This is a genomic window from Williamsia sp. (genome assembly GCF_036566845.1).
In the GTDB taxonomy this organism is placed as follows: Bacteria; Actinomycetota; Actinomycetes; order Mycobacteriales; family Mycobacteriaceae; genus Williamsia.
This window is the reverse complement of sequence record NZ_DATCVM010000098.1, coordinates 1-25,943: the sequence shown is the minus strand read 5'-3', so window position 1 is coordinate 25,943 and position 25,943 is coordinate 1. Positions and strand designations below refer to the sequence as shown.

The following is a 25,943-nucleotide window of genomic DNA, read 5'->3' as shown; positions in this document are numbered from 1 at the left end:
GCTAAGTGGTCTCGGCGAACCGCGACAGCGCCAGCAGACGAGAGGTCGCCCGCAGGTACTTCTTGCGGTAGCCACCGTTCAGCATCTCGTCGGTGAAGATCTCGTCGAGCTTCGACCCCGAGACCATCAGCGGAATCCCCGCGTCGTACAGACGGTCGGCGAGTACAACGATCCGCAGCGCCACCGTTTGATCGGCGGCCGGATGGACACCGGAGACGCACGCGAGACTGACCCCTTCGACCAGAGCCTTGTACTTCGACGGATGCAGCTTGGCCAGATGAGCGCACAGCTCGTCGAAGTCGTCGAGGGTGGCGTTCGAAGTGTTCTCCGCCAGCGCCTGGAGTTCGGCAAGGGTGTTCGGATCGGGCGCCGGCGGCAGATCGCGATGCCGGTAGTCGGGACCGTCGACCCGGATGGCCTCGAAGACCGCCGACAGCTTCTTGATCTCACGCATGAAGTCCTGCGCGGCGAAGCGCCCCTCACCGAGCTGACCCGGCAAGGTGTTGGACGTCGCAACGATCGACACACCCTTGGCCGACAGTTCCGTCAGCAGCCGCGAGACAAGCATCGTGTCGCCGGGATCGTCCAGCTCGAACTCGTCGATACAGAGGACCGAATGCGCCGACAACCGTTCGAGCGCGCTGACGAATCCCAGCGCACCGACGACGTGCGTCACCTCGACGAACGTCGCGAACGCCTTCGGTTCGGGCATCGAGTGATAGATCGACGCCAGCAGGTGGGTCTTGCCGACACCGAATCCACCGTCGAGGTAGAGGCCGAGACCGGCCTGCGGCGCGGATTTGCGCCCGAACAGGCCCTTCTTGCCACCCTTGATCTTCTTGGCACGTTCCACGAAGCTGCGGGCAGCGGCAACTGCCTGAGCCTGACTGGGTTCGTTCGGATCGGGGATGTACGAGTCGAAGCTGACCTCGTCGAACATCGACGGCGGGACCATCTCTCCGATGAGGGCCTCGGGTGCGACGTGCGGCGTACGGTCGCTAAGACGTGCTGGCATGCCGAGAGCCTAGCCAGCGGTTCAGAATGATCCCGTGCACCCACTGACGAAAGCGACCCAGCTCACAGCCCGGACCTCGGCGACCGACCTCGACAACGTCGCGCTCGCGGACCTGTATGCCTATCCCCCGGCACCCGCCGGTGGTGTGGTGATGCGAGCGAACATGGTCGGCTCGATCGACGGTGCGGCGACGGTCAACAGCCTGTCCGGGGGTCTGGGCGGAGACGGTGACCACCAGCTGTTCGCGGTCCTGCGCGGGTTGGCCGACGTGGTGGTGGTCGGGGCGCGGACCGCGATCGCCGAGGGATACGGCCCGGTACGACCCCATCCCGACCTCGCCGATCGCCGCGCAGCGCTGGGTCAATCACCCACGGCGACACTGGCATTGGTGAGCAATTCACTTCAGATCCCGGCCGGCAACCCGCTCATCGCCGACGTCGGCACGGAGATCCTCACCTGCCGCGATGCCCCGGCCGACGCCCGTGCCCGTCTGCTCGACGCCGGGGCCACCCTGGTCGATTGCGGAACCGGCAGCGTCGACCTGGCGATGGTCGGCGCCCACCTGGCCGGCACCGGTCGATCACGCGTTCTCTGTGAAGGTGGACCGTCACTTCTCGGAACCCTGCTCGAACGGGACCTGCTCGACGAACTGTGCGTCACGGTGGCACCGATGCTCACCGCCGGCGACGCCAAGCACCTGACCGCAGGCGCCACGGCCGTCCGCCGCCTGCGACGCGCACACGTCCTCGCCGACGATCAGGACTACCTGTACGTGCGCTGGGTGCGCGATCTGCGATGACCCCGCAGGCCAGTACCCTCGCCATCATGCGCCGTGCCACCGTGATCCGCCGTCGATTCCGTCTGTGCGCAGTTGCGACCGCGGTGACGATCGGCACGCTCGCCGGTTGCTCCGCCGGACCGGACCCGGGTCCCGATCTGGTGATCGAGCAGAACGACCCCGGCGGGCAGCCGCCGTCGACCGCCGCCGCCCCGCCACCGGTCGGCGTCCCGGCCACCGACCTCGACTGGTCGGAGTGCACCGACGAGACCGCTGCCCGCTTCGGTGTCGCCGGACTACCCGAAGGGATCACGCTCGACTGTGCGGACTACACGAATTCGGTCACGCCGGGCGTGCAATCCATCGAAACCGTCGCCGTGGCGGCAGTCCGGGCCCGCTCGTCGGCAACACCCGCCGACGCCCCGCCACTGGTCCTGACCTCCGGCACCGACCTCGAATCGGCCCGCACGCTGGTCTCACTGGCCGGCGGTGCCGGCGCCGCGCTCCTGGCCGGCAATCCGGTGGTCGCCATCGACCGCCGGGGAACCGGCGGGTCGACACCGCTCGACTGCATGACCAACCTCGAACGCAACACGTTGCTGTCCAACGGGTTCAGCAATGCGTCCGACGACAACGCCGAACGCGAACGCCGCCTCGTCGAGGCCGGCGCATCGGCATCCGACGGCTGCACCGAGACGCTCAGTCCGCATCAGGTGCAGTTCACCACCAACAACGCCGCCGCCGACCTCGAGGCACTACGGGTCCGGTGGGGCGTCGAACACCTCGGGATCATCGGAGTCGGCAACGGCGGCGCGGTGGCGCTGGCGTATGCGGGTCTCTACACAGACAACGTCGCCCGCCTGATCCTCGACACACCCGCGCCCTACGGCGCCAACGCGCAAACCTCGGCCCAGCAGATCGCCGACGGGACCAACGCCGCGCTGCGCACGTTCTCCGATCAGTGCCGGGCGCTGAGTTGTTCCCTCGGCGCCGATCCCGCCGCCACCATCGCCGGACTACTCGACCGCGCTCGCGCCGGTGACGTGGACGGTATTTCCGACACCGACATCCTGCTCGCCCTGACCACCACCATCGCGCTCGCGCCCGGTGACCGACCCGCTGTCATCAAAACCACATCGGACCTGCTGAGCAGAGCCGACGACGGCACCCTCGGCCCGCTGCGTGCGGCGATCGGGCAGGCCCGCCTACTGCGCGGCAGCGATGGACAACTGCTGTCCCGCTGCAACGACACCACCGAACCGGTCGGACAGAACCAGGTCGGTGAACTGCTCACGCAGTGGAGTCAGCAGTACCCGCTGACCGGGAGCAACGCGGCGCTCGGCTTGCTGCGGTGCAGCGGCTTCCCGTCCGGAGACACAACCCCGTCGCTCGGCGAGCTACCGGTACCCGTCCTGGTGCTGCGCGGTGGCGGCGACCCGATCAACGGTCCCGTCGCCACGGACGGCGTGGGCGGCGGCCTGGTGGGCGCCGGAGCCGAGTTCTCGATGCTGACGTGGGACGGCCTCGGGTACTCGGTGATCGCCCACTCCGACTGCGCGGGCCAGGCAGCAATCGCGTACACCCTGTCCGGAGCACCCCCGACCACCGGCGCGTGTCCGGCCTGAGCCCCGTGTCGGACGCCGGTCCCCGCGCCGGTCGTAGTACGGTTCGGCAGTGCCGACGAATGACACCCGTGCCGACGATCCCGTGACGATCCGCCCTGAGACGACCCGTGACCGTCTTCTGTTCCCCCAGGTCGACATGGGTCGGATCATCACACTGGTGTTGTGGCCCGCGTCCATCCTGATGGTCATCCAGCGGTCGCTGTTCCTGGGTGTCAACGGCGACCGGACCGACGACTTCGCGCCGGTGTATCGGGCCGCGCTGGCCTTCCTGCGCAACGAGCCGGTCTACGACGGCAACTACAACACGGTCGACCCGCACTATCTGTATCCGCCGTCGGGCACCCTGCTGATGGCACCGCTGGGATATCTCGATCCGGAGAAATCTCGCTGGATCTTCATCCTCGTCTCGGTGATCGTCCTGGTGTTCTGCGCCTTCCTGATCACCCGGATGTTCGGGTTCTCGTGGCGTTCTCCGGTGATGCCGGTGGTTCTGTTCGTCTTCTTCCTGTCCGAGAGTGTCGCCCACACTCTCATCTTCGTGAACTTCAATTCCTTTGTGCTGCTGGGTGAGTTGCTGTTCATGACATGGGCGCTCAAACACAAGGACCTGTGGGCCGGGATCCCGCTGGGTATAACCATCGCAGTGAAACCGGTCCTGGCGGTGCTGCTTCTGTTGCCGTTGCTGAACCGCCAGTGGAAGGTGTTCGTCGGCGCCATCGGTATGCCGATCCTGTTGACCGCCATTGCCTGGCCGCTGTCGGCCGACCCGATGGACTTCTTCAGTCGGACGGCGCCCTACCTGTTCGAGGCCCGCGACTACTACAACAGCTCGATCGTCGGCAACGGCGCCTATTTCGGGGTGCAGACCTGGCTGGTCGTGCTGATGCGGATCGCCTTCGTGGCGATGGCGGCATTCAGCCTGTGGTTCCTGTACCGCTACTACCGCAAGTCCGACGAACTGCTGTGGCTGGCGACCTCGTCGGGTGTCCTGCTGTGCACCTCGTGGCTCGTCGGTTCCCTCGGCCAGGGCTACTACTCGATGCTCCTGTTCCCGCTGCTGATGACCGTGTTCCTGAGCGGATCGGCCATCCGGAGCTGGCCCGCCTGGCTGGGCATCTACGGCTGCCTCACCTTCGACGCGTACTATTCGATCCGCTGGGAGGCATTCGGCCGTGCCGTCGAATACAGCAAGGTCACCTGGGGCTGGTCGCTGTTGATGATCGCCGTGTTCTGCTCGCTGCTGTTCCGCTATCTCGATCTGCGCAAGCGCGAGCAACCGATCAAGGCCGAATTGCCGGCCTGACCCCCATTTCGACAAACGAGCCGGATATTCGAAGACGAGCCACAAATACGTGGCTCATCTTCGTATATCCGGCTCGTTTGCGAGGGCCGGTCGATCAGGGCAGGGAGGCGACGAGCTTGTCGACCTCGACCCGCGGTCCGGTGTAGAACGGGGTCTCCTCGCGAACATGCATGCGGGCCTCGGTAGCACGCAGATCCCGCATCAGGTCGACGATCCGGTGCAGTTCGGGTGCCTCGAACGCCAGCAGCCACTCGTAGTCGCCCAGGGCGAACGACGACACCGTGTTGGCGCGCACGTCCTTGTAGCCGCGGGCTTCCTTGCCGTGGTCGGCGAGCATCTTGCGACGGTCGGCGTCAGGAAGCAGGTACCACTCGTACGACCGGACAAACGGGTACACGCAGATGTACTTGCCCGGTTCCTCACCGGCGAGGAACGCCGGGACGTGGCTCTTGTTGAACTCGGCCGGACGATGCAGCGCCACGTTGCTCCACACGGCGTTGCTGGCCTTGCCCAGGATCGTGGTGCGACGGAAGTCGGCGTAGGCCGACTGGATCTGCTCGACTTCTTCCGAATGCCACCAGATCATGTAGTCGGCGTCGGCCCGCAGTCCGGCGACGTCATAGAGTCCGCGCACAACCACACCGCGCTCCGCCAAAGAGTCGAAGAACTCGGTGGCATCCGCGATCGCCTCGGTCCGGTCGTCGCCCAGTTCTCCGGGACGAACCGAGAACACTGAGAACATCAGATAGCGGACGGTGGCATTGATTTCGGCGTAATCCAGACGGGTCATGGATTTCATACTGCCACCCACCGGCAGCGTCGCGGCAGTCCAGGGGGCCGACGGGGAAAGCTCAGTCGGTCAGGTCGGTGACAAGCCGCCGAGCGGCACGGTCGGCCCGCCCGATGCAGGCCGGGACACCCACCCCGTCGTACGTTGCTCCGGCCAGCACCAGCCCACGAGGACGTCCCGACTCCAGGTCGGCAAGCAGATCCGCATGACCGGTCCCGTATCGCGGCAGTCCGGCGGGCCACCGCTGCACCACCGCGTCGATCGACGCGAGAGCACCGCGTCCACCCCAGATCCCGACGACCGTGGACAGGTCGCTGGTCGCCCAGTCGATCAGCTGATCGTCGCCGATGTCGGAGACCGGTGCACCGAAGCGTCCGAAGGAAGCCCGGACGAGCGCGCCGTGGCCGGCCAGATGCGGCCACTTCCGGCTGCTGAACGTGAACGCCTTGGCCCGGACCACGGTCTCGTCCCCGGCCACGAGTACCCCGGACAGCTCCGGCAGCACGACGTCCGGCCCGAACGCCATGGCCACCACCGCGGATCCGGAGATGTCGACGCCGGACAGCGGCCGGGAGAGGTCGGGTTCGGAGTCGAGCACACGGGCCGCGGCGGGCGCGGTGAGCGCACAGACCACACCGTCGTAGGCGATGCCGTCGACCAGCCATCCCGTCTCCCCGCGGCGGATGTCGGTGACGATCGTGCCCGTGTACATCGCGGCGGCGGAACGTTCGACGAGCACGTCGACGAGTTCCTGGTATCCCCCGGACATCGCTCCGAAGACCGGCCCATCGCCCGACGCGGCCCCGATCAGGTCGGCGACCGCAGCCGTGAGACTGGCCGACCCGGCGTCCAGCTTTGCGGCCAGCGCCGGCAGCACCGCGCGCAGGCCGAGGTCGTCGGCGCGCGCCGAATAGACGCCGGAGAGCATCGGATCCACGCTGCGGTCCACCACCGAGCGACCGAATCGCTCGGCGACGAGGCCTCCGATGGAGATGTCCTGACCGCGCGTCCACTCCAGTGGCCGCCGGGGTTCATCTGTCATCAGCGCCAGGTCGGCGGGTTCTGCAAGATGCGCGACCACGGCCGGATCGGCTGGGATACCCATGAGAGTGGGCCGCGGCATCGATTCCAGGGTCCCGCGGGCCAGGATCCGGGGACCCAGCGTGCCCGGATGAACCATCCGCGACGCCATGCCGAGCTCCGCCAGCAACGCCGGCACCTCGGGGCGACGAACCAGGAACGCCTCGGCGCCGACGTCGAGCTTCGTCCCGGCCAGGTCGACTCCCTTGAGGGTGCCACCGAGACGGTCGCATGCCTCGTAGAGGTCGATGACGGCCGACCCACCGAGCAGAGCCCGCAGGCGATACGCAGCGCTCAGGCCCGAGATGCCGCCTCCGATCACTGCCAGCCGCAGTGCACTCACAACGAATGCACCAGCTCCACCACCCGCGTCAGGATGGTCGGGTCGGTGGTCGGCAGCACACCGTGGCCGAGATTGAAGATGTGACCTGCGGCCCCGGCCGCCACCGCGGCATCGGCCTCTGCCGCGATGCGGCGAACATGGCCCTCGACGACCTCCCAGGGCGCGAACAGCAGCGCCGGATCGAGGTTGCCCTGCAATGCCTTGCCCGGACCGACACGGCGGGCAGCCTCGTCGAGCGGGATCCGCCAGTCGACGCCCACCACGTCGGCGCCGGCGGTACCCATGTCGTGCAGCAATTCACCGGTGCCGACACCGAAGTGGATCCGCGGCACGTCGTACGACGCGAGTTCGGCGAACACCCGGGCCGAATGCGGACGGGCAAAGGTCCGGTAGTCGGTGACCGACAGGGCACCGGCCCAGGAATCGAACAGCTGAATCGCGTCGACGCCGGCATCGAGTTGCACCTTGAGGAAGGCGATCGTGATGTCGGCGAGTTTGCCGACGAGTTCGTGCCAGACCTCGGGCGACGAGTACATCAACGCCTTGGTGTTCTCGTAATTGCGGCTCGGGCCGCCCTCGACCAGGTACGACGCCAAGGTGAACGGTGCACCGGCGAAACCGATCAGTGCGGTGTCGCCGAGTTCGGCCCTGAGCAGTTTGACCGCGGTCGAGACCGCGCCGACAGCCTCGGGCGTCAGGACCGGCAACGCCTGCACATCGGCATGGGTGCGCACGGGATTGGCGATCACCGGACCGACGCCGGCCACGATGTCGAGGTCGACACCGGCGGCCTTGAGCGGCACCACGATGTCGGAGAACAAGATCGCGCCGTCGACGCCGTGACGGCGGACCGGCTGCATTGTGATCTCGCAGACGAGCTCGGGGTCAAAGCACGCCTCGAGCATCCCCCGTCCGGCGCGGATCTCACGGTATTCGGGCAGCGACCGGCCGGCTTGCCGCATGAACCACACAGGACGGTGATCCGGGACCTGGCCTCGGGCGGCTGCGACCAGCGGAGAGAGGGTGCGAGCATCATGTTCAGACATCACCTCCACATGCTGCCATGAGCTGCTCTGCGCGCCTGCGCTGCATCCATGTGCTGCTCGGCGCGCCTCCGCTGTGTCCGACCTCATCGGCCCTACGGTCGAGCAGTGACCACATCCGGAGCCTCGACCGAGCCTGCGGTCTTTCGTACCGCAATCGAATCGATGCATGCGGCCAGGGTCCGGTCGGAGATCGAACTGGGCAGCATTCGTCCACCACAACGACTTGCGCCGTACAGCTACGCCGTCGGTGCAGAAGTGACCCAGCCTGACGACGGCGACATCGCAACAGATTCCGACGGGACCGCATTCGGCCGATTGATCCTGCTCTACGACCCCGACGGCCATGACGCCTGGAACGGAACGATGCGCCTGGTGGCGTTCATCCAGGCCGAGGTGGAGGCCGTATTGGCCAACGATCCCCTGCTGCCAGAGGTGGCCTGGAGCTGGCTGACCGAAGCACTCGAGAAGTCCGACTCCGTGGCGGTGACCGCACTCGGTGGCACCGTCACCTCCACGACGTCGGTTCGCTACGGCGACATCGCCGGACCGCCTCGGGCGCATCAGCTCGAATTGCGCGCCTCGTGGACGGCCACCAACGACAACCTCAGCGGCCACGTCGAAGCATTCTGCAACGTGCTGTCACTGGCGGCCGGGCTTCCTCCGACCGGTGTGACGCGGCTCGGGTTCGCCGAAGCGTGACCGATCCCGATACACCCGAGTCGACGCCACCCGACGAGGTGGCCGACTCCGAGCGACCTGCTCCGATTCCACTGACCTCTCCGGCCGACGGTGTACCCCCGGTCCTGACGACGCCACAGGAATTCGCCGACGCCGCCCGCCGGCTGGCCGACGGGACCGGACCGATCGCCCTCGACACCGAACGCGCGTCGGGCTTTCGCTACTCCGGACGCGCCTACCTGATCCAGATCCGGCGGACCGGCAGCGGCTCGATGCTGATCGATCCGATCGAGCATCCCGAGGCCCTCGGTCCGATCACTGACGTCCTCGACGGACCCGAGTGGATCCTGCACGCCGCCGACCAGGATCTACCGTGCCTGACCGAGCTGAACTTCCGGTGCGCGGCGCTCTACGACACCGAACTCGCCGGACGACTCGCGGGCATCCCCAAGGTGAACCTGGCGGCGATGGTCGAGCACTTCCTCGGGCTCGGGCTCGTCAAGGGTCACGGCGCAGCGGATTGGTCCCGCCGCCCTCTCCCGGCCGACTGGCTGAACTACGCGGCTCTCGATGTCGAGGTCCTGATCGAGCTCCGCGACGCGGTGCAGGCAACGCTGGTCGAGGCCGGCAAAGACACCTGGGCCGCACAGGAATTCGCGGCCATCCTGGCCCGTCCCGAGCCCGCCCCTCGCCAGGATCGCTGGCGGCGGGTCTCGAAGATCCACACGATCAAGTCGACCCGCACGCTGGCGGCAGTTCAGCAGCTGTGGACCACGCGGGAAGAGCTGGCCCGCAAACGCGATGTGGCGCCCGGCCGGATCCTCCCGGATTCGGCGATCGTCGCGGCAGCGGTCGCGGACCCGAAAACTCTCGACGAGCTCTACAAGATCCCGGTCTTCGGCGGTCCCCGACAGCGCCGTCAGGCCGGGCAGTGGATGGCGGCGCTCGATGCCGCCCGGGCACTCCCCGACAGCGAACTGCCCTCGCGGCGCCCACCGACCACGGGACTCCCGCCGGTGAACCGCTGGGAGGGCAAAGAACCGGAGGCCGCGGCCCGCTACACCGCGGTCCGGGCCGGGTTGACCGCACTGTCGGAGGAGGTCACCGTTCCGGTGGAGAATCTGTTGCTCCCCGAATTGGTCCGCCAATTATGCTGGGAGGGACTGGATTCCCCCACGAGCGAGGCTGTGGCAGCGCGATTGTCCGCCGGTGGGGCGCGCCCCTGGCAGGTCGAACTGACATCGCCGGTGATCGCCGAAGCGCTCGCTCAGCCGCCCAGCGACTGAATTCGCTCCACGTACGCCCGAACGCTCCGGTTGCACCAGGAGCGTTCGTCGGCGCGCGGAGCGAATTCGTGGGGGCTAGCTGACGTCGTTGAAGTCTTCTTCGTCGGCGTGCATGCTCGAGACCATGGCGGTGATGGCACGGGCCACGTCCTGCGCGGTCAAGCCGAGCTCGTTGAGCAACTGACCCCGCGAGGCGTGTGCCAAGAACCGCTGCTCTATGCCCACATCGCGGACCGGTGTCGAAATGCCTTGAGCTCGAAGCTTTTCCGACACCGACGAGCCGACACCCCCGTGCACGCCACCGTCCTCGACCGTCACCACCAGCCGATGGGTCTGTGCCAGTTCGGCAATCGACTCGGGCACCGGGAGTACCCAGCGCGGGTCCACGACGGTGGTGCCGATCCCCTGCTGAGCCAGACGGGTTGCAGTGTCCAGCGCCAACGACGCAAACGGTCCGACCGCGACGATCAACACGTCGCTGCTGTCACCACGGGCGGGACGATGCAGCACATCGGTGCCGTCGGCCAGGCGTTCGGACGCACGGATGTCTTCCGGGACCGCACCCTTCGGGAACCGGAGCGCAGTCGGGCCGTCGTTGACGTCCAGCGCCTCGGCGAGTTCTTCCCGTAACCGCACTGAATCCCGCGGAGCAGCCACCCGCATGCCGGGCACGATCGACATCAGTGAAAGATCCCACATGCCGTTGTGACTCGGACCATCGGGACCGGTCACGCCCGCCCGGTCGAGGACCAGCGTCACCGGCTGCTTCAGCAGCGCGACGTCCATGAGCAACTGGTCGAAGGCCCGGTTGAGGAAGGTCGAGTAAATGGCGACCACGGGGTGCATCCCACCGAGCGCAAGGCCGGCGGCCGACGTCAGCGCGTGCTGCTCGGCGATACCGACGTCGAACATCCTATCCGGAAAATGCTCTCCGAACGCCGACAACCCGGTGGGACCCGGCATGGCCGCGGTGATCGCGACGACGTCCTTGCGGTTGCCGCCCGCCTCCACCAGCGCGGCCGAGAACACCGACGTCCAGTCCGGAGCCGACACGCTGGTCGACTTCCCTGTCTCGGGGTCGATGATGCCGGTCGAGTGCATCTGGTCGGCGACGTTGTTCTCAGCGTGGTGATAGCCCATGCCTTTGCGGGTCACCGTGTGCACGATCACGGAGCCGCCGAATGACTTGGCCTGCCGGAGGGCGCTTTCCAGCGCTTCCTGATCGTGCCCGTCGACCGGCCCGACGTATTTGATACCGAGGTCGGTGAACATCGCCTGCGGTGAGAGCGCGTCCTTGATCCCGGTCTTCAGACCGTGCAGCGCGGCGTAGGCGATCTGGCCGAGCAGCGGGAGTTTCAGGACCGCGCGACGGCTCTCGTCGAGAACCCGCTCGTATCCCGGCTGCAACCGCAGTCCGGTCAGATGCCGTGCGAAGCCGCCGATCGTCGGCGCATAGGACCGGCCGTTGTCGTTCACGACGATGACAACCGGGCGGTCGCCCGCCGCGATGTTGTTCAGGGCCTCCCAGCACATGCCACCGGTGAGGGCGCCGTCACCGACAACCGCCACCACGTGCCGCTCCTGCCCGCTCAGTTCGAAAGCCTTTGCCAGTCCGTCGGCGTACGACAGGGCCGCGGACGCGTGCGACGACTCGATCCAGTCGTGCTCGCTCTCGGCCCGTTCTTGGTAGCCGGTCAGCCCGCCCCGCTGCCGCAGGGTGTCGAAGCCGTCTTTGCGGCCGGTGACGATCTTGTGGACGTAGCACTGATGGCCGGTGTCGAAGAGCACGGCGTCGTGGGGTGAATCGAAAACCCGGTGGATCGCCAGCGTCGTCTCGACCACACCGAGATTGGGTCCGAGATGGCCACCGGTGGCAGAAACCTTCGCAATCAGGAACTCGCGGATCTCCGCGGCCAGATCATGCGTCTGCGCAACGGACAGTTCGCGCAGTTCTGCGGGCGAATTGACCGAATCCAGCACGCTCATCCAACATCCTTTCGATGACCTTCACAGGGCGGGTTCACACGCTCCGCCCACGCGTGTCGCCGGGCTGCGGTGACACGTGGCTTACCAGTCTACGGACCCACCGCGGCTCGGACCGACGGACGCAGCAACGCCACCGCTTCGAGGTGGTGGGTCAGGGGGAACGCGTCGAATCCGAGCAGGGTATCGACCTCGTATCCGCCACGTCGGTAATCCGCCAGGTCGCGGGCGAAGGTCGCCGGATCGCAGCCGACCGCGATCACCGCCGACGGCTCGGCCGACGTGATCCGTTCGACGACGTCGCGGCCGGCACCCGCACGCGGCGGGTCGACGATCACGACGTCGGGCGAGGGCAGATCGGCAACCGCTGCCAGGACACTCGCCCGATGGATCCGGACGCGGTGGTCGTCGGCGAAGGTCAGGTCGGCGGCGGCCGTCGCGCCGCGGTCTGCCTCCACGATGTGAACGCGGGCGGTACCCCACGACTCGTCGTTCTCGTCCAGCACGGCCCCGGCGAGTACACCGGCCCCGCCGTACAGGTCCCACGCCACCACCGAGCGCGGCAGCTCCGCGGACCGCAGCAACGTCCGCACGGTGTCGCTGTAACCCGATGCCGCCAGGCGATGTGCCTGCCAGAAGCCGGTCACGGGCACCTCCCACGTGCGTCCGCCGACCGTGCGGCGGACGGTGGGCTCCCCCGCCAACAACACCTCGCGCCGCGGCGTCGAACGCTGGGCGCGTTGCTGCTGCGTGCGGCGGCGGCCCGAGTGGGGGCGCTTGCCGCGCCCACCCCGATGCGGTTCAGCCGCCGCGGCGATGTGGACGATGTGATGGCGTCCGTCGTCGCCGACGGTGAGCATCAGCTCGGAACCTGATTCGAGATCGCCGAACTCGTCGAGTCCGTCGACCAGCCCGGGCACCGGCTGCGCACAATCCACCCGCGGGATCACCGAATGTGATTGGTATTCGCGCACTCCGGGCCGACCACGGGCGTCGACGAACAGGCGTTCCCGCACGCGCCAGCCGGTTTCGGGAGCATCCGCGGTACCGGGGTCGAGGGAGACGACCTCGCCGCCCCACTCGATGCCGCCCATCCGGCCGAGAAGTTCGGTGAGCACCTGCGATTTGAGTTCGCGGGCATGGGTACCCGTGGTGTGGGAGAGGTCGCAGCAGCCGCCTCCGGCACCGCCGGCGGACACCGGCGCACCCACCCGGCAGACCGGGTCGATGCGGTGCGGTGAGGCCCGCACGATCTCGCGGATCTCGGCGCGGCAGAAGCCTTTACCGCGATCTTCGGACACCACGACCCGCACTGTTTCGCCCGGGAGTGCATGGCGGATGAACACCACCCGGCCGTCGTGACGGCCGACCCCGATCCCGCCGTGACCGAACCGATCCACGGTGATCTCGAATTCGGTTCCCAGCCAACCGTTTCCGGCGCCCTCGGAGTCTTGCTCGTGTGCTGAGCCGGTCACTACGAACCTGTATTCTCTGGTGGGGTCGAATTGGTGGGAACCGAGCCGACACCGCGGCGGGTGTCGCCGGGTGCGAAGTACGCGCGGTCGCGCTTGCGTCGCTCCGAGGAACTGAGCTGCCAGGGCACCGACGTCACCATGACACCCGGTTCGAACAGGAGCCTGCCCTTGAGCCGCAGTGCCGACTGATTGTGCAGGATCTGCTCCCACCAGTGACCGACGACGTATTCGGGTATGAACACGGTGACCACGTCGCGTGGCGATTCGCGCCGCAACCGGCGGACGTACTCGATGACCGGGCGGGTCACCTCACGGTAAGGCGAGGCGATCACCTTGAGCGGAACGGTGATATCACTGTCGTCCCACTGCACCACGAGCTTGCGGGTGTCTCGGTCGTCCACGTTCACCGTCACGGCCTCGAGGGTGTCGGGGCGGGTGGCGCGGGCGAAGGCCAAAGCCCGACGGGTTGGCAGATGCAGTGTCGAGACCAGGACGATCGAATGCGTGCGGCTCGGCAACACGGCCTCGTAGTCTGAGTTGTCCAACTCGGCCTGCACCGACGCATAGTGCCGGTGTATGAGCTTCATCAGGCCGAAGATCGCCACCATCGCGATGATCGCAATCCAGGCTCCGGCAAGGAACTTCGTCACGAGCACGATGATCAGAACCGATCCGGTCATCACCAGCCCGATGGTATTGATGACCCGGGAACGGACCATGCGCGACCGGGCGCGGGGATCATGCTCCGACTTGAGATGACGGGTCCAGTGCCGCACCATGCCGATCTGGCTGAGTGTGAACGACACGAACACACCTACGATGTACAGCTGGATCAGTGCGGTCACCTCTGCGCCGAAGGCAACGATGAAGGCGATGGCGGCGACGGCCAGGAACAGGATGCCGTTCGAGAACGCCAGCCGATCTCCGCGAGTGTGCAGTTGCCTCGGCAGGTACCGATCCTGGGCGAGCACCGATCCGAGGACCGGGAATCCGTTGAACGCGGTGTTGGCGGCCAGCACCAAGATCAATGCGGTGACAACGGTCACGAAGTAGAAGCCCGGGCTGAATCCTCCGAACACTGCGTGGGCCAATTGGGCGACAAGCGACTTCTGTTCATAGCCCTCGGGGGCGCCGATCAGATCCTTGGCCGGATCGGTGACGTACTTCACACCGATTTCGTTGGCCAGCAGGATGATTCCCATCAGCATGGCGATCGAGATAGTGCCCAACAGCAGGAGTGTCGTGGCCGCGTTGCGTGACTTCGGCTTCTGGAAGGCGGGCACGCCGTTGGAGATGGCCTCCACACCGGTCAATGCGGCGCAACCGGACGAAAATGCGCGTGCGACAAGGAACACGAAAGCCAGCCCGACGAGGTCGGTCTGTTCGGCCTTGATGTCATAACCGGAGGTTTCGGCCTCGATGTTGTCGCCGAAGACGAAGAGTCGGAGGAACCCCCACATCAGCATCACCACCATGCCGAAGATGAACGCATATGTCGGAATCGCGAAGGCCGCGCCCGATTCCCGGAGACCACGCAGGTTGATCGCGGTCAGCAAGATGACGGCAACCACACAGAACCACACCTTGTGTTCCTGGACGATCGGCACCGCGGACCCGATGTTCTCTGCAGCCGATGCGATCGACACCGCAACGGTGAGTACGTAATCGACGAGCAGGGCGCTCCCCACGGTCAAACCCGCGGTGGGTCCGAGGTTGGTGGTGGCGACCTCGTAGTCACCGCCACCGGACGGATAGGCGTGCACGTTCTGCCGATAGCTCGCAACCACCACGGCCATCACGAGCGCGACGGCCAGCCCGATCCACGGTGTGTACGTATACGCCGACAGCCCGGCAACCGACAGCACCAGGAAGATCTCCTGCGGCGCATAGGCAACCGACGACATCGCGTCCGAGGCGAACACCGGCAACGCGATCCGCTTGGGTAGCAGGGTATGCCCGAGTTTGTCGCTCCGGAACGGACGCCCGAGCACAAGCCGCTTCGTCGCCGTAGAGGCCTTGGACACGATGGACACCAGGCAACAATAGGGCCTGCGATGACGGAAGGCCACGCCGGTCGCGGTACCGTTCCGGTGAGCATCTGCTCGGGTGAGTCCAGCAAGGAGTTGGCATGCGCGTTGTGGTGATGGGATGCGGTCGAGTCGGGGCCTCCCTGGCCGGCCAGTTGCAGGACGCCGGGCACGAGGTCGCGATCATCGATCGAGATGAAACCGCATTTCGGCGTCTCCCTGAGGGCTTCACCGGCAAGACCGTCAAGGGTGTCGGATTCGACCAGGACGTGCTGCGGCGAGCCGGCATCGCCGACGCCGATGCCTTCGCCGCGGTGTCCTCGGGAGACAATTCCAACATCATCTCCGCGCGCGTCGCGCGCGAGACGTTCAACGTGCCCAAGGTCGTCGCCCGGATCTATGACGCCAAACGGGCTGCGGTCTACGAGCGCCTCGGCATCCCGACCGTCGCCACCGTGCCGTGGACGACGGACCGGTTCCTTTCGGCCCTCGGCGGCTCGGACACCGGCGCCGTGGCGTGGACCGAGCCCTCCGGTCAGGTCGCCATCGTTCAGCTGGCCTTCCACGAGTCGTGGGTGGGCACCTCGGTCGCGCTGATCCAGGAACACACCGGGTCCCGGATCAGCTTTGTCAACCGACTCGGCAAGCCGCTTCTCCCCGGCCCCAAATCGGTGCTGCAACAAGACGATCAGGTCTTCGTTGCATCCTTGATCGACAAACTCGACAAGGTGCGCGCGGTAGCCGCCGCGCCCGCCCCGGAAACAGACTGATCCCTGAGCCCGCAGACCGGAAGGAAGACAGTATGAAGGTCGCGATAGCCGGTGCCGGCGCCGTCGGACGGTCGATTGCCCGCGAACTGCTCGCCAGCTCACACGAGGTGATGCTGCTCGAACGCAATCCCGATCACATCGACGAAGAAGCGGTCGGAGGTGCGCGATGGGTCGGCGGCGACGCCTGTGAATTCGACAACCTCGAACGGGTCGAACTGCACAAGTTCGACGTGGTCATCGCCGCCACCGGCGACGACAAGGCGAACCTTGTGGTGAGCCTGCTGGCCAAGACCGAGTTCGCGGTGCAGCGGGTGGTCGCCCGGGTGAACGATCCGCGCAACGAGTGGCTGTTCGACGAGGACTGGGGTGTCGACGTCGCGGTGTCCACACCCCGCATGCTCGCGTCACTCGTCGAAGAGGCGGTGTCGGTCGGCGACCTGGTGCGATTGATGACGTTCCGGAAGGGTCAGGCCAACCTGGTGGAGATGACCTTGCCCGACAACACGCCGCTGGCGGGCAAGCCGATCCGGAAACTCAAGTTGCCGCGGGACGCCGCACTCGTGACAGTCCTGCGCGGCGGCCGGGTCATCGTGCCGCAACCGGACGACACGGTCGAAGGCGGCGACGAACTGGTGTTCATCGTGCCGGCGGAAGCCGAAGCCGAACTTCAGTCCGCGATCATCGAGCCGGGGGCGCCGGCTCGGTAGTCCCGCCCGGGCCTTCTGCGTCAGGACCCTCTGACGCAGCGGACACCTGGTCGAGCTCTTCAGCTGCCTCTTCTTCGTGTTCTGATTTCTGTGCCCGGCGAACCAGCAGCACCGTGGCAAGGGCGGCAGCGGCGGTCAACGGCCAGCCCATCGCGATCCGCGCCACGGCCAGGCCACCGGTTTCGTCGTTGTCGTAGAGGAACGACTGCACGAGATAGCGGACGCCGAACAGCACCGCCCACACCGCGGTTGCGATGTCGTAGGCCAGCAGGGTACGGCGGTGACGGCGCCACTGGGTCCCGTTGCCGTTCACACCGTTCCAGATCACGCCGACCAGTGGCCAACGGACCAGGATCGACACGACGAACACCCCTGCGTAGAGCAGCGTCGTCCAGATCCCGAAGAGGAAGAACCCCTTGGCGTCTCCGGTCCGATGGGCGATGAACGCACACACCGCCACGCCGATGACACCCGAGATCGCAGGCTGGAGGGGCTCCCGCCGCATCAGCCGGATGAGGAAGATCAGAAAGGCGACACCGAGCGCCGCGTAGATCGCGACCGTCAGATTCCACAGTGAGTTCGCGGGAACGAACACCACGATGGGCACCGACGAATAGATGAGTCCGGAGATCCCACCCATCTGTTCAAGAACGGTCAGGGCCTGCGGATCGTCGCCCTCTGCCGATTCTTGCCGATGCCCGTCGCGCTCAGCTCTCACCGAGCAACTCGTAATAAGGGTTGAACATGACCTTGCGGCCGTCGTGCTCACCGATCCGGCCCCGGACGATCACCGTCCGGCCCGGTTCGATACCGGGGATGCGATTACGCCCGATGAACTTGAGGGTGACCACATCGGTGCCATCGAAGAACTCAGCGGTGACACCCGATTTCATCGTCTTCGCACAGGTCTGTACCGATCGAAGTTCGCCCTGCATGGTGACCTCGTCACCGGCTGAACAATCACAGGCGCGCTGGGCGCCGGTCTGCTGCGACTGCTCGGAGATGGTCTCGGCGTCGAGTTGCTCGAGGTCTTCCGTGAGTCTGCGCGTGAGGCGTTTGAGATATCCGCCTGCAGTCATGGCGCTACGCACCCTTTCGCCAAGTCAATCGAAGTGCCAAATCAGTTGGGTCGCCGTCTCGGTGACTCAGATGACGACCCGTGGGCTGTTGCACTCGCCAGGGTAGACCCCGCCACCGGCGAGTACCACTCGCCGCGGCAAGATCATCACATGTCGCCCATCCCCGCGTCGCATGGCCCTCCCGCAAACCGTTCGCTGGTGATCGTGGCGCTGCCCGGAACGGGTTCTGACGGCGACTTCGCCGGCCGCGCATTCGCCGACGAGACCATCCCGGTGATCGCGGTGGACCCCACCGAAAACGGTCTGATCAACACCTATCTGCAGGCTCTCGACGACGCCGCGGCCGACGGTCACCGGGTCCTCGCCGCCGGCGTGTCGATCGGTGCGTGTGTGGCCGTTCGGTGGGCGCTGGAGCACCCCACCCATTGCTCCGGCGTGCTCGCGGCATTGCCGCCGTGGCTGGGTGATCCGGCCACCGCGCCGGCCGCGCACAGCGCGCTGCTGACACTCGACCACCTGGCCCGAACCGGCCTGGACACCACCATCGACCAGATGAGCGCCGCCACACCCGGGTGGCTGGCCACCGAACTCGCCCGATCCTGGCGGGCCACCGCACCGGTCCTGCGGGCGATGCTCACCGAGGCGGCGCGCTACCACGCCCCGACCGCCGAGGACCTCGCCGAACTCTCGGTGCCGCTGTCGATCACCGCGACGATCGACGACCCGGTGCACCCGCTGTCGGTCGCACAGACCTGGCACCATGCGGCGCCGCAGGCTCTGCTGCACACCATCACGCTCGATGATCTCGGCGCCGACCCGGCTGTACTGGGCCGGCGTTGCGTCGACGGCTGGCGCCGGCTCACCAGCTGATTCCCGTCTCGGCCGTCTACCGTTTCGGGCGGTTGCCCAACTGCTGCATCGCGGAGCCGCGGGAACCGCTTCCCGGGGCCGGGGTGTCGACTGCCGCTTCCTCGGCGGGCTCGGCTGCGGCCGGTTGCGGCTGACCCTGGACCCGGACCGTCGCCTGCGCCGATTGCGCCTGCGCGTTGTCGGCGGCCGCGGTGGGCGCGGCATTCGCGTCCATCTTCCCGGTGTTCACCATCTCCTGTTGCGCGGCCGCAACCTGCTCGGCGAGCACCGGCGGCAGCACGATCGGCAACGGTGTCCGCGGTGGATGTGGGTCGTCGCCGCGGCGGACCACGGTCTCGCTGACCACGGCACGCGCCACCTTCGACAGGTTCTCGGCACCCGTGGTCGGTGCACTCGCCACACAGCGGATCATCCAGCGCGGGCCGTCGACGCCGATGAATCGGTGGACCCCACCCGGGACGGTCGCCACGACCTCACGGCCCCAGAAACCCGTTTCGATGGCCGTCTCGGCACCTTCGGACTTCAGGGATTCGGTGAGTTCGGTCACCACGTCGCGCCACTGCCCACTCGTCTTGGGAGCGGCGAACGCCGCAACGGTGATCCGTCCGTGCGGCGTCACCAGGAACACCGACTGCGGCTGATGGTCCACCGACATCTCGACGGTGACCTGTCCTCCCTCGACCACCGGGACGAGGACCGAACCGAGATCGAGATGGGAGTTGTCGAACGTGGCGTCCTTCGCCAGGTCATCGATGTCGTAGGGACCCTGCCCTGTGCCGATCTCCTTGGGGCCCTGGTTCATGTCGGGGGTCTGATCCTCGGTGGGGCGGCCCCGGCGGCTGCCCCGAATTCGCTTTTCGCGTGCCATTTTCAGCTGCTTTCCGACGCGTGTGCGTCCAACCTCGCGTGACCGCCACTGGAGCCGTGACCGCCTGCACCACGGCTTGTTTCATCCAGTTCGTCCACTTCCACGAAGTCGACGAGCTCGACCCGCTGAACCAGCAGTTGCGCGATGCGGTCACCTCGCGCAATGACGATCGGTTCGTGCGGGTCCAAGTTGATGAGGGAGACCTTGATCTCACCGCGGTACCCCGCGTCGACGGTTCCCGGGGTGTTGACGATCGACAGACCCGTGCGTGCGGCGAGACCGGACCGAGGGTGGATCAGACCAACCGTTCCGATGGGGAGGGCAATGGAGATCCCGGTGGGCACGAGGGCCCGGTGACCGGGCGCCAGTTCGATGTCGATCGTGCTCGACAGATCGACTCCGGCATCCCCGGGGTGGGCCCTCCGAGGGAGGGCGATGTCCGGGTCCAGGCGCCTGATGGCGACCTGCTCCACAGGCCGGACGGCGGGGAATGGTGCGTCGGCAGGGGTGCTGCCGGGATCGTTTGCCACACGGGAAGACTACGCTGGCTCCGTGCCTCCATTTCCATCACCCGACACAGCCGGAGACCCTTCCCAGACCCACGACGACCGTCGGGGGATCGTCCACGACGAACGTCTATACGTCCCGCTGTGGTGGTGGCTGGTCGCCGCGATCGTGATCGGACTGCTCGGCTACGAGATCCAGCTGGCCCTGCACGGCAGCGCTTTCAGCCCGATCACCTACGCGGTACTCGTGCCACTGGCCGCGTGGCTGCTCTGGTCGATGGGCCGTACGCGCGTCTGGGTCGCCGACGGTGAATTGTGGGCAGGCAAGGCCCATCTCCCGATCACGTTGATCGATCGCGCCGCGGTCATCCCGGCCAGCGCCAAGAGCGCGGCGCTGGGGCGCCAGCTAGATCCGGCGGCATTTCTCGCCCACAAGTTCTGGGTGAAGACCATGGTCCTGCTCGTCCTCGACGATCCCGACGACCCGACCCCCTACTGGCTGGTCAGCACCCGTCACCCGGCGGAGTTGATCGCCGCGCTCGGGATGGCCGATGCGGCCTCCGAGTCGACCGACTGAACCCGGGCCCACGAACCGGATACGTCTCGGAGCAGCTGTGCCGCCGCTCCCGGCGGACTCCCCCTTCAAACACAACTCCTCCAACGCAACCGCGCCGATGGTGTCACCTGGGCAGAAACCAGGTGACGCCATCGGCGCGGTGTTGTCTGAAGTGTCTGTGTGTGATTACGCGCAGTCGACGCAGATGCGCGAGTTGCCGTTCTCCGTTGCCAGACGGCTGCGGTGGTACACGAGGAAGCAGCTGGTGCAGGTGAACTCGTCAGCCTGCTTCGGGATCACCCGAACCGATAGTTCCTCGCCGGACAGATCAGCACCCGGGAGTTCAAAGGACTCCGCGGTATCGCCTTCGTCCACATCGACCGAGGCCGCCTGCGCTTCACTGCGACGTGCCTTCAGTTCCTCGAGTGAGTCCTCGGAGACCTCGTCGGATTCAGTACGCCGGGGCGCATCGTAATCAGTTGCCATTTTTCCGCCTTAGGTAGAAGCACCTGCGACCCGAGGCACCCGATGTCAGCAGGTCCCGCGAGTCCCAACAAGCCGCGCACGTCACTTGTCTGCATGTCCGCGACAGCGCCCTTGGATCAACGACGCCCACCTAGGGATTCGTTGCTCGTTCAGGGCGAGTATTTTGTGATGTTCGCCACAGTTCATCAGATGCCCGAGTTTCAGGTTATCCAATCTGAGGCGGCTGAATCCTAGCCCAGCCGTTCCTCAGAGTCAACAACACTCAGAAGGCCAGAACATTCCCGTCGTCGCTGCCGAGCACGCATCACACGACCGTTTAGAGTTGACACGCTTGACCACACTCCCGGCGGAAGGCACCGACAGCCCATGGTTTCGCAGATCACCTATGGCTATCCCACCGATGACCACGGTCGTCCGTTCCGTCGGCGGCGCTACCTTCCGGCGATCATCCTCGCCGTGGTGCTGGCACTGATCACGGCGTTCGTCTGGGTCGGGGCCCTGTCATCGAGTACCACCGAGGCCGCGCCGGTCGACTGCCCCTCTCCCCCGACGCCGTCAGCCACGGCCGACGCACCCGCGCCGGTGGTCGGCACACCCGCCGATCGCGAGGAGATGCTCCGGATCTCGCCGGCGGCCCTCGCCGGTTTCCAGATCAGGGTCCTCAACGCGACCGACGAACAGGGCAAGGCGCAGACAGTCCTCGACGACATGACGTCCCTGGGTTTCCAGGGAACCCCTGAGGGTGCGTACGGCGACGATCCGCTCTACCCGGACCAGAACCTGGATTGTTTCGGGCAGATCCGATTCGGGGACGCCGGCAAGGCCGCGGCCGGGGCGCTGTGGATCGCCGCACCCTGCACCCAGCTGATCAACGACGGGCGTCCGGACAGTGTTGTCGACCTCGCCATCGGCGAGCACTTCAGCGACAGCGGTCAGAGTCAGGACGCCCTGGCCGTCCTCGACACCCTGCGCAGCGCGAACCCGCAGGACCCCAACACCGGCGCGGACCCCGCCGTGGTGTCAGCGGTTCACGAAGCGTCCTGCTGAACCGGGATCGGCTCGAGCGCGCCGATGTCGGCGAGCAAGGTCCGCAGGTCGTCGGCGATACCCGGCGCCATCGCCAGTGTCACGTCGCCATCGCCACCGCGTGATGTCGGTGTGGGAATCTGGACGATCGCGCCCGCCTCTTCGGCGATCAACGATCCGGCCGCCCAGTCCCACGGACTGAGGCCGTGCTCATAGTGGGCATCGACGGCGCCACTGGCCACCATGCACAGATCGAGTGCCGCCGAACCGACCCGGCGCAGATCCCGGATCCGGGGCAGCAGACGTGCGATCAGCGCGCCCTGGACCTCACGCCGCGACGCGGCGTAGCCGAACCCGGTGGCCACCAGCGCCAGCCCCACCTCGTCGACGGCGTTGCAGCGCAACCGGACCGGCCCCGAACCGTCATCGGAGAACGCCCCGACTCCCCGCGTCGCCCAGTACGTCACACCCCGCGCCACATCGACCACTGCACCGGCGACCGTGATGCCGTCGACCTGCGCGCCGACGGACACCGAATACGCCGGGATCCCGTAGAGGAAGTTCACGGTACCGTCGATTGGATCGACCACCCAGCGCACCCCGCTCGGGACCGCGACCGATCCGCCCTCCTCCTCGCCGAGGACCGAGTCATCTGGACGCCGGGACGCGAGCAACGCGCGGATCAGCGATTCCGATTCGGTGTCGACGATGGTCACCGGATCGGTGTCGGTGCTCTTGGTCGACACCGCTTGTGGCGCAGATTCATTCGTGGCGCCGACCCCGAACACCTCCGGCCGCCTGGTCCGGACGTGGCGGGCGGCCTCTTCGGCCACCGCGACGGCAACTGCGGTCAGTCCATCTGGGTCGGGTCGGGTCTCTGAATCAAGTTGTGGCACGCCTACATGTGAGCACACTCCCGTGTCCGGCCACCGGAGCGGCCCGACGCCGAACGGGTGAATTGTTCACCGGGACATCGCGCGGAACCCGCCCGCGCTGGCTAGCCTGAACAACGGCGGGCCGGTGCGCACCTTCCCGCATCAGTCGAGCGAAGGAGCCACATCCGTGTCCATTGAATCCGCAGACGACAATCCCACATCCTCACCCGGTCCGAACCAGGCTGTGGGGGTCGACGTCGGCGGCTCGGGGATCAAGGGCGGCATCGTCGACCTCGACACCGGCGAGCTGGTCGGCGAGCGGTACAAGGTCCTCACTCCCCAACCCGCGACCCCGCAAGCCGTTGCCGCCGGCATCCGCGACGTCGTCGAACATTTCGACTGGAACGGCCCGGTCGGGGTGGCGCTCCCCGTCGTCGTCACCTCCGGGATCGCGCGGACCGCGGCCAACATCGACAAGGCCTGGATCGGCACGGACATCTACGAACTGCTCGGCGCCGAGCTCGGTGGGCGCCGGCTGTCGGTCCTCAACGACGCCGACGCCGCCGGTATGGCCGAGGATCGATATGGCGCCGGCAAGGACTACAAGGGTGTGGTCATGCTGCTGACGTTCGGCACCGGCATCGGTTCGGCGATCATGTTCAACGGTGTGCTGATCCCCAACACCGAACTCGGTCACATGCATGTCGGCAAGAAGGAAGCCGAGCATCAGGCTTCCTCCAAGGTCAAGGAAGACAACGACCTGTCCTACTCGGAGTGGGCGGTGGAGGTCTCCAAGGTGCTGGCCGCGTACGAGGCGCTGTTCTGGCCCGAGGTGTTCATCGCGGGCGGCGGAATCAGCCGCAAGGCGCACAAGTGGATCCCACATCTGACGAACCGAACACCGGTCGTACCGGCGACTTTGCAGAATACTGCCGGAATTGTCGGGGCCGCAATGGCGGTGGTGGCAGGGTTGCGGCCGTGAGTGCCGTTACAATGACACACAGGCTGGCTTCGAGCCGGTTCCCCCAAGCCCCAGCTTCGCCGAGTTCCGTCTCGGCCTGACACCGACGTCGCGACGCACATCCCCGCGGCACGGCGTCATGTAGATAGCCCGAAAGGTAGTACGTGGCAGCCACGAAGACCCGCCAAACTGAACCAGATACCGAGCAGTCGGAATCGGAGTCGGTGACCGCGCCGCGGGCACGCAAGGCGCCCGCAAAGAAAGCAGCCGCCAAAAAGGCCCCCGCCAAGAAGGTCGCCAAAAAGGCACCTGCGAAGAAGACCGCGGCGAAGCGGGCTCCGAAGGACGCCGACGGTGTCGACACCGACGGTATCGACACCGAGGACTCGATCGACGACATCGATGTCAACGAGGATGAACTCGAAGACGTCACCGTCGACGATGACGACGATGACGACACCGCCACCGTTGCCGTAGCCGCGCCCGGCAAGGCCGCCGCGAAGACCAAGAAGGCCGACGACGAACCATCCGAAGCCGACAAGGCATCGGGCGACTTCGTGTGGGACGAGGACGAGTCGGAGGCGCTGCGACAGGCCCGGAAGGATGCCGAGCTCACAGCTTCGGCCGACTCGGTCCGCGCGTACCTGAAGCAGATCGGCAAGGTCGCGCTGCTCAACGCGGAAGAAGAGGTCGAGCTCGCCAAGCGCATCGAGGCCGGACTCTTCGCCACCGAGCGGATGCGCAGGCTCGCCGAGGCCGGCGAGAAGCTCACCGTCGCCCAGCGTCGTGATCTGTCGTGGGTCTCGCGTGACGGCGGCCGCGCCAAGAACCACCTCCTCGAGGCGAACCTTCGACTGGTTGTCTCATTGGCCAAGCGCTACACCGGACGTGGCATGGCCTTCCTCGACCTCATCCAGGAAGGCAACCTCGGTCTGATCCGTGCGGTCGAGAAGTTCGACTACACCAAGGGCTACAAGTTCTCCACGTACGCCACCTGGTGGATCCGTCAGGCGATCACCCGCGCGATGGCCGACCAGGCCCGCACCATTCGTATCCCGGTACACATGGTCGAGGTCATCAACAAGCTCGGTCGTATCCAGCGTGAGCTGCTCCAGGATCTGGGCCGTGAGCCCACTCCCGAAGAGCTCGCGAAGGAAATGGACATCACGCCGGAGAAGGTGCTGGAGATCCAGCAGTACGCGCGTGAGCCCATCTCGCTCGATCAGACCATCGGTGACGAAGGCGACAGCCAGCTCGGTGACTTCATCGAGGACTCCGAAGCTGTCGTCGCCGTGGACGCGGTCTCGTTCACACTTCTGCAGGATCAGCTGCAGTCGGTGCTCGAGACGTTGTCCGAACGTGAGGCCGGCGTTGTCCGGTTGCGTTTCGGACTCACCGACGGCCAGCCGCGCACGCTCGACGAGATCGGTCAGGTCTACGGCGTGACGCGCGAGCGGATTCGTCAGATCGAATCGAAGACCATGTCCAAGCTGCGGCACCCATCGCGCTCGCAGGTCTTGCGCGACTACCTCGACTAGTCACGCCGACGAAACAGATGACGGCCGGGCCCTATGGGTCCGGCCATCATTTTTTTGCGCTTGCTGGTCATTCGCCCTGTTCGACAACCTCGGCAAGCCAGTCGAGGATCTCACCGCGCACCTGCGCCCGGTTCGTCTCGTTGAGGATCTCGTGGCGGGCTCCGGCGAACACCCGGACGCCGACGTCCTCCAGACCGCCGTTGCGGTAGTGCGCCACAAGCAGATCCACCAGCGCTCCGCCGCCGTTCACCGGATCCTTGTCCCCCACCGCG

Annotated in this window: 25 protein-coding genes and 1 pseudogene; 12 read left to right on the top strand and 14 right to left on the bottom strand. The window is 66.6% G+C overall.

Annotation, left to right across the window (positions count from 1 at the left end; genetic code table 11):
- Position 1 precedes the first annotated feature (1 nt).
- Entirely contained in the window at positions 2 to 1,015 is a 1,014-nt protein-coding gene (gene zapE, locus VIQ49_RS08705) for a cell division protein ZapE (RefSeq protein ID WP_331883270.1), read from the bottom strand.
- Between the two features lie 34 nt (positions 1,016 to 1,049).
- Between zapE and VIQ49_RS08700 the strand changes: the two genes are divergently transcribed.
- The 3 genes from VIQ49_RS08700 to VIQ49_RS08690 all read left to right on the top strand — a co-directional run bounded on the left by VIQ49_RS08700 (position 1,050) and on the right by VIQ49_RS08690 (position 4,721).
- Positions 1,050 to 1,814, top strand: a complete 765-nt coding sequence (locus VIQ49_RS08700; protein ID WP_331883267.1) for a dihydrofolate reductase family protein — start codon at positions 1,050 to 1,052, stop codon at positions 1,812 to 1,814.
- Positions 1,815 to 1,840: 26 nt separating this feature from the next.
- Positions 1,841 to 3,418 (top strand): alpha/beta hydrolase, encoded by a 1,578-nt coding sequence (locus tag VIQ49_RS08695; protein ID WP_331883265.1) that lies wholly within the window; start codon positions 1,841 to 1,843, stop codon positions 3,416 to 3,418.
- Positions 3,419 to 3,554: 136 nt separating this feature from the next.
- Entirely contained in the window at positions 3,555 to 4,721 is a 1,167-nt protein-coding gene (locus VIQ49_RS08690) for a glycosyltransferase family 87 protein (RefSeq protein ID WP_331883308.1), read from the top strand.
- Positions 4,722 to 4,815: 94 nt separating this feature from the next.
- On the opposite strand, the gene hemQ is transcribed toward VIQ49_RS08690, so the two are convergent.
- The 3 genes from hemQ to hemE form a co-directional block, all read right to left on the bottom strand.
- Positions 4,816 to 5,511, bottom strand: coding sequence for a hydrogen peroxide-dependent heme synthase (gene hemQ / locus VIQ49_RS08685; RefSeq protein WP_331883263.1), 696 nt, complete (start codon positions 5,509 to 5,511; stop codon positions 4,816 to 4,818).
- A gap of 61 nt (positions 5,512 to 5,572) precedes the next feature.
- Positions 5,573 to 6,934: a protoporphyrinogen oxidase gene (gene hemG / locus VIQ49_RS08680; RefSeq protein WP_331883261.1), complete on the bottom strand. Its 1,362-nt coding sequence runs from the start codon at positions 6,932 to 6,934 to the stop codon at positions 5,573 to 5,575.
- Complete coding sequence (hemE, locus tag VIQ49_RS08675; protein ID WP_331883258.1) at positions 6,931 to 7,980, bottom strand: uroporphyrinogen decarboxylase; 1,050 nt, start codon at positions 7,978 to 7,980, stop codon at positions 6,931 to 6,933. Before hemE ends, hemG begins: the two co-directional genes overlap by 4 nt.
- Before the next feature lie 105 nt (positions 7,981 to 8,085).
- Between hemE and VIQ49_RS08670 the strand changes: the two genes are divergently transcribed.
- Positions 8,086 to 8,679 carry a DUF3000 domain-containing protein gene (locus tag VIQ49_RS08670; RefSeq protein WP_331883255.1) on the top strand — a complete coding sequence of 198 codons (594 nt, stop codon included), beginning with the start codon at positions 8,086 to 8,088 and terminating at the stop codon, positions 8,677 to 8,679.
- Positions 8,676 to 9,944: a ribonuclease D gene (locus tag VIQ49_RS08665; protein ID WP_331883252.1), complete on the top strand. Its 1,269-nt coding sequence runs from the start codon at positions 8,676 to 8,678 to the stop codon at positions 9,942 to 9,944. Before VIQ49_RS08670 ends, VIQ49_RS08665 begins: the two co-directional genes overlap by 4 nt.
- A gap of 75 nt (positions 9,945 to 10,019) precedes the next feature.
- Here VIQ49_RS08665 and dxs read toward each other — a convergent pair whose 3' ends face one another.
- From dxs to VIQ49_RS08650, 3 genes are all read right to left on the bottom strand, one after another.
- A complete protein-coding gene (gene dxs / locus VIQ49_RS08660; protein WP_331883249.1) occupies positions 10,020 to 11,930 on the bottom strand; it encodes a 1-deoxy-D-xylulose-5-phosphate synthase in 1,911 nt (636 codons plus the stop codon).
- Between the two features lie 89 nt (positions 11,931 to 12,019).
- A complete protein-coding gene (locus VIQ49_RS08655; protein ID WP_331883246.1) occupies positions 12,020 to 13,402 on the bottom strand; it encodes a class I SAM-dependent RNA methyltransferase in 1,383 nt (460 codons plus the stop codon).
- The gene (locus tag VIQ49_RS08650; protein ID WP_331883244.1) at positions 13,402 to 15,435 is read right to left on the bottom strand and encodes an APC family permease; all 2,034 of its coding nucleotides are present in this window, start codon (positions 15,433 to 15,435) and stop codon (positions 13,402 to 13,404) included. The genes VIQ49_RS08655 and VIQ49_RS08650 overlap by 1 nt, the downstream gene beginning before the upstream one ends.
- A 95-nt stretch (positions 15,436 to 15,530) precedes the next feature.
- Here VIQ49_RS08650 and VIQ49_RS08645 point away from each other — a divergent pair, with 95 nt between their 5' ends.
- Both VIQ49_RS08645 and VIQ49_RS08640 read left to right on the top strand, forming a co-directional pair.
- Positions 15,531 to 16,199 (top strand): TrkA family potassium uptake protein, encoded by a 669-nt coding sequence (locus VIQ49_RS08645; protein ID WP_331883242.1) that lies wholly within the window; start codon positions 15,531 to 15,533, stop codon positions 16,197 to 16,199.
- Positions 16,200 to 16,231: 32 nt separating this feature from the next.
- Positions 16,232 to 16,906 (top strand): TrkA family potassium uptake protein, encoded by a 675-nt coding sequence (locus tag VIQ49_RS08640; RefSeq protein WP_331883240.1) that lies wholly within the window; start codon positions 16,232 to 16,234, stop codon positions 16,904 to 16,906.
- On the opposite strand, the gene VIQ49_RS08635 is transcribed toward VIQ49_RS08640, so the two are convergent.
- Positions 16,878 to 17,624: a DUF3159 domain-containing protein gene (locus VIQ49_RS08635; RefSeq protein WP_414731603.1), complete on the bottom strand. Its 747-nt coding sequence runs from the start codon at positions 17,622 to 17,624 to the stop codon at positions 16,878 to 16,880. The genes VIQ49_RS08640 and VIQ49_RS08635 overlap by 29 nt on opposite strands.
- A complete protein-coding gene (locus VIQ49_RS08630) occupies positions 17,614 to 17,985 on the bottom strand; it encodes an OB-fold nucleic acid binding domain-containing protein (protein WP_331883237.1) in 372 nt (123 codons plus the stop codon). Before VIQ49_RS08630 ends, VIQ49_RS08635 begins: the two co-directional genes overlap by 11 nt.
- Positions 17,986 to 18,135: 150 nt before the next feature.
- On the opposite strand from VIQ49_RS08630, the gene VIQ49_RS08625 reads away from it, so the two are divergent.
- On the top strand, positions 18,136 to 18,855 hold the full coding sequence (locus tag VIQ49_RS08625) for an alpha/beta hydrolase (protein WP_331883234.1): 720 nt from the start codon (positions 18,136 to 18,138) through the stop codon (positions 18,853 to 18,855).
- A gap of 16 nt (positions 18,856 to 18,871) precedes the next feature.
- Here the strand turns inward: VIQ49_RS08625 and VIQ49_RS08620 are convergent, their stop codons facing one another.
- Positions 18,872 to 19,723, bottom strand: coding sequence for a DUF3710 domain-containing protein (locus tag VIQ49_RS08620; RefSeq protein WP_331883232.1), 852 nt, complete (start codon positions 19,721 to 19,723; stop codon positions 18,872 to 18,874).
- Positions 19,724 to 19,725: 2 nt separating this feature from the next.
- On the bottom strand, positions 19,726 to 20,196 hold the full coding sequence (dut, locus tag VIQ49_RS08615) for a dUTP diphosphatase (RefSeq protein ID WP_331883303.1): 471 nt from the start codon (positions 20,194 to 20,196) through the stop codon (positions 19,726 to 19,728).
- A gap of 34 nt (positions 20,197 to 20,230) precedes the next feature.
- Here dut and VIQ49_RS08610 point away from each other — a divergent pair, with 34 nt between their 5' ends.
- Positions 20,231 to 20,806 (top strand): DUF3093 domain-containing protein, encoded by a 576-nt coding sequence (locus VIQ49_RS08610; protein WP_331883229.1) that lies wholly within the window; start codon positions 20,231 to 20,233, stop codon positions 20,804 to 20,806.
- A 165-nt stretch (positions 20,807 to 20,971) separates the two neighbouring features.
- Here the strand turns inward: VIQ49_RS08610 and VIQ49_RS08605 are convergent, their stop codons facing one another.
- A complete protein-coding gene (locus tag VIQ49_RS08605; protein ID WP_020107433.1) occupies positions 20,972 to 21,271 on the bottom strand; it encodes a DUF4193 domain-containing protein in 300 nt (99 codons plus the stop codon).
- A gap of 366 nt (positions 21,272 to 21,637) precedes the next feature.
- Between VIQ49_RS08605 and cei the strand changes: the two genes are divergently transcribed.
- Positions 21,638 to 22,318, top strand: a complete 681-nt coding sequence (gene cei, locus VIQ49_RS08600) for an envelope integrity protein Cei (RefSeq protein WP_331883216.1) — start codon at positions 21,638 to 21,640, stop codon at positions 22,316 to 22,318.
- On the opposite strand, the gene VIQ49_RS08595 is transcribed toward cei, so the two are convergent.
- Positions 22,300 to 23,193 (bottom strand): inositol monophosphatase family protein, encoded by an 894-nt coding sequence (locus tag VIQ49_RS08595; RefSeq protein ID WP_331883214.1) that lies wholly within the window; start codon positions 23,191 to 23,193, stop codon positions 22,300 to 22,302. The two genes, cei and VIQ49_RS08595, sit on opposite strands and share 19 nt — an antisense overlap.
- Positions 23,194 to 23,359: 166 nt before the next feature.
- Here VIQ49_RS08595 and ppgK point away from each other — a divergent pair, with 166 nt between their 5' ends.
- Complete coding sequence (ppgK, locus tag VIQ49_RS08590) at positions 23,360 to 24,154, top strand: polyphosphate--glucose phosphotransferase (protein WP_414731602.1); 795 nt, start codon at positions 23,360 to 23,362, stop codon at positions 24,152 to 24,154.
- Between the two features lie 143 nt (positions 24,155 to 24,297).
- Positions 24,298 to 25,671, top strand: coding sequence for an RNA polymerase sigma factor (locus VIQ49_RS08585; RefSeq protein WP_331883212.1), 1,374 nt, complete (start codon positions 24,298 to 24,300; stop codon positions 25,669 to 25,671).
- Between the two features lie 67 nt (positions 25,672 to 25,738).
- Here VIQ49_RS08585 and VIQ49_RS08580 read toward each other — a convergent pair.
- Positions 25,739 to 25,943: pseudogene (locus VIQ49_RS08580) on the bottom strand (alpha/beta hydrolase); the annotation flags it as partial.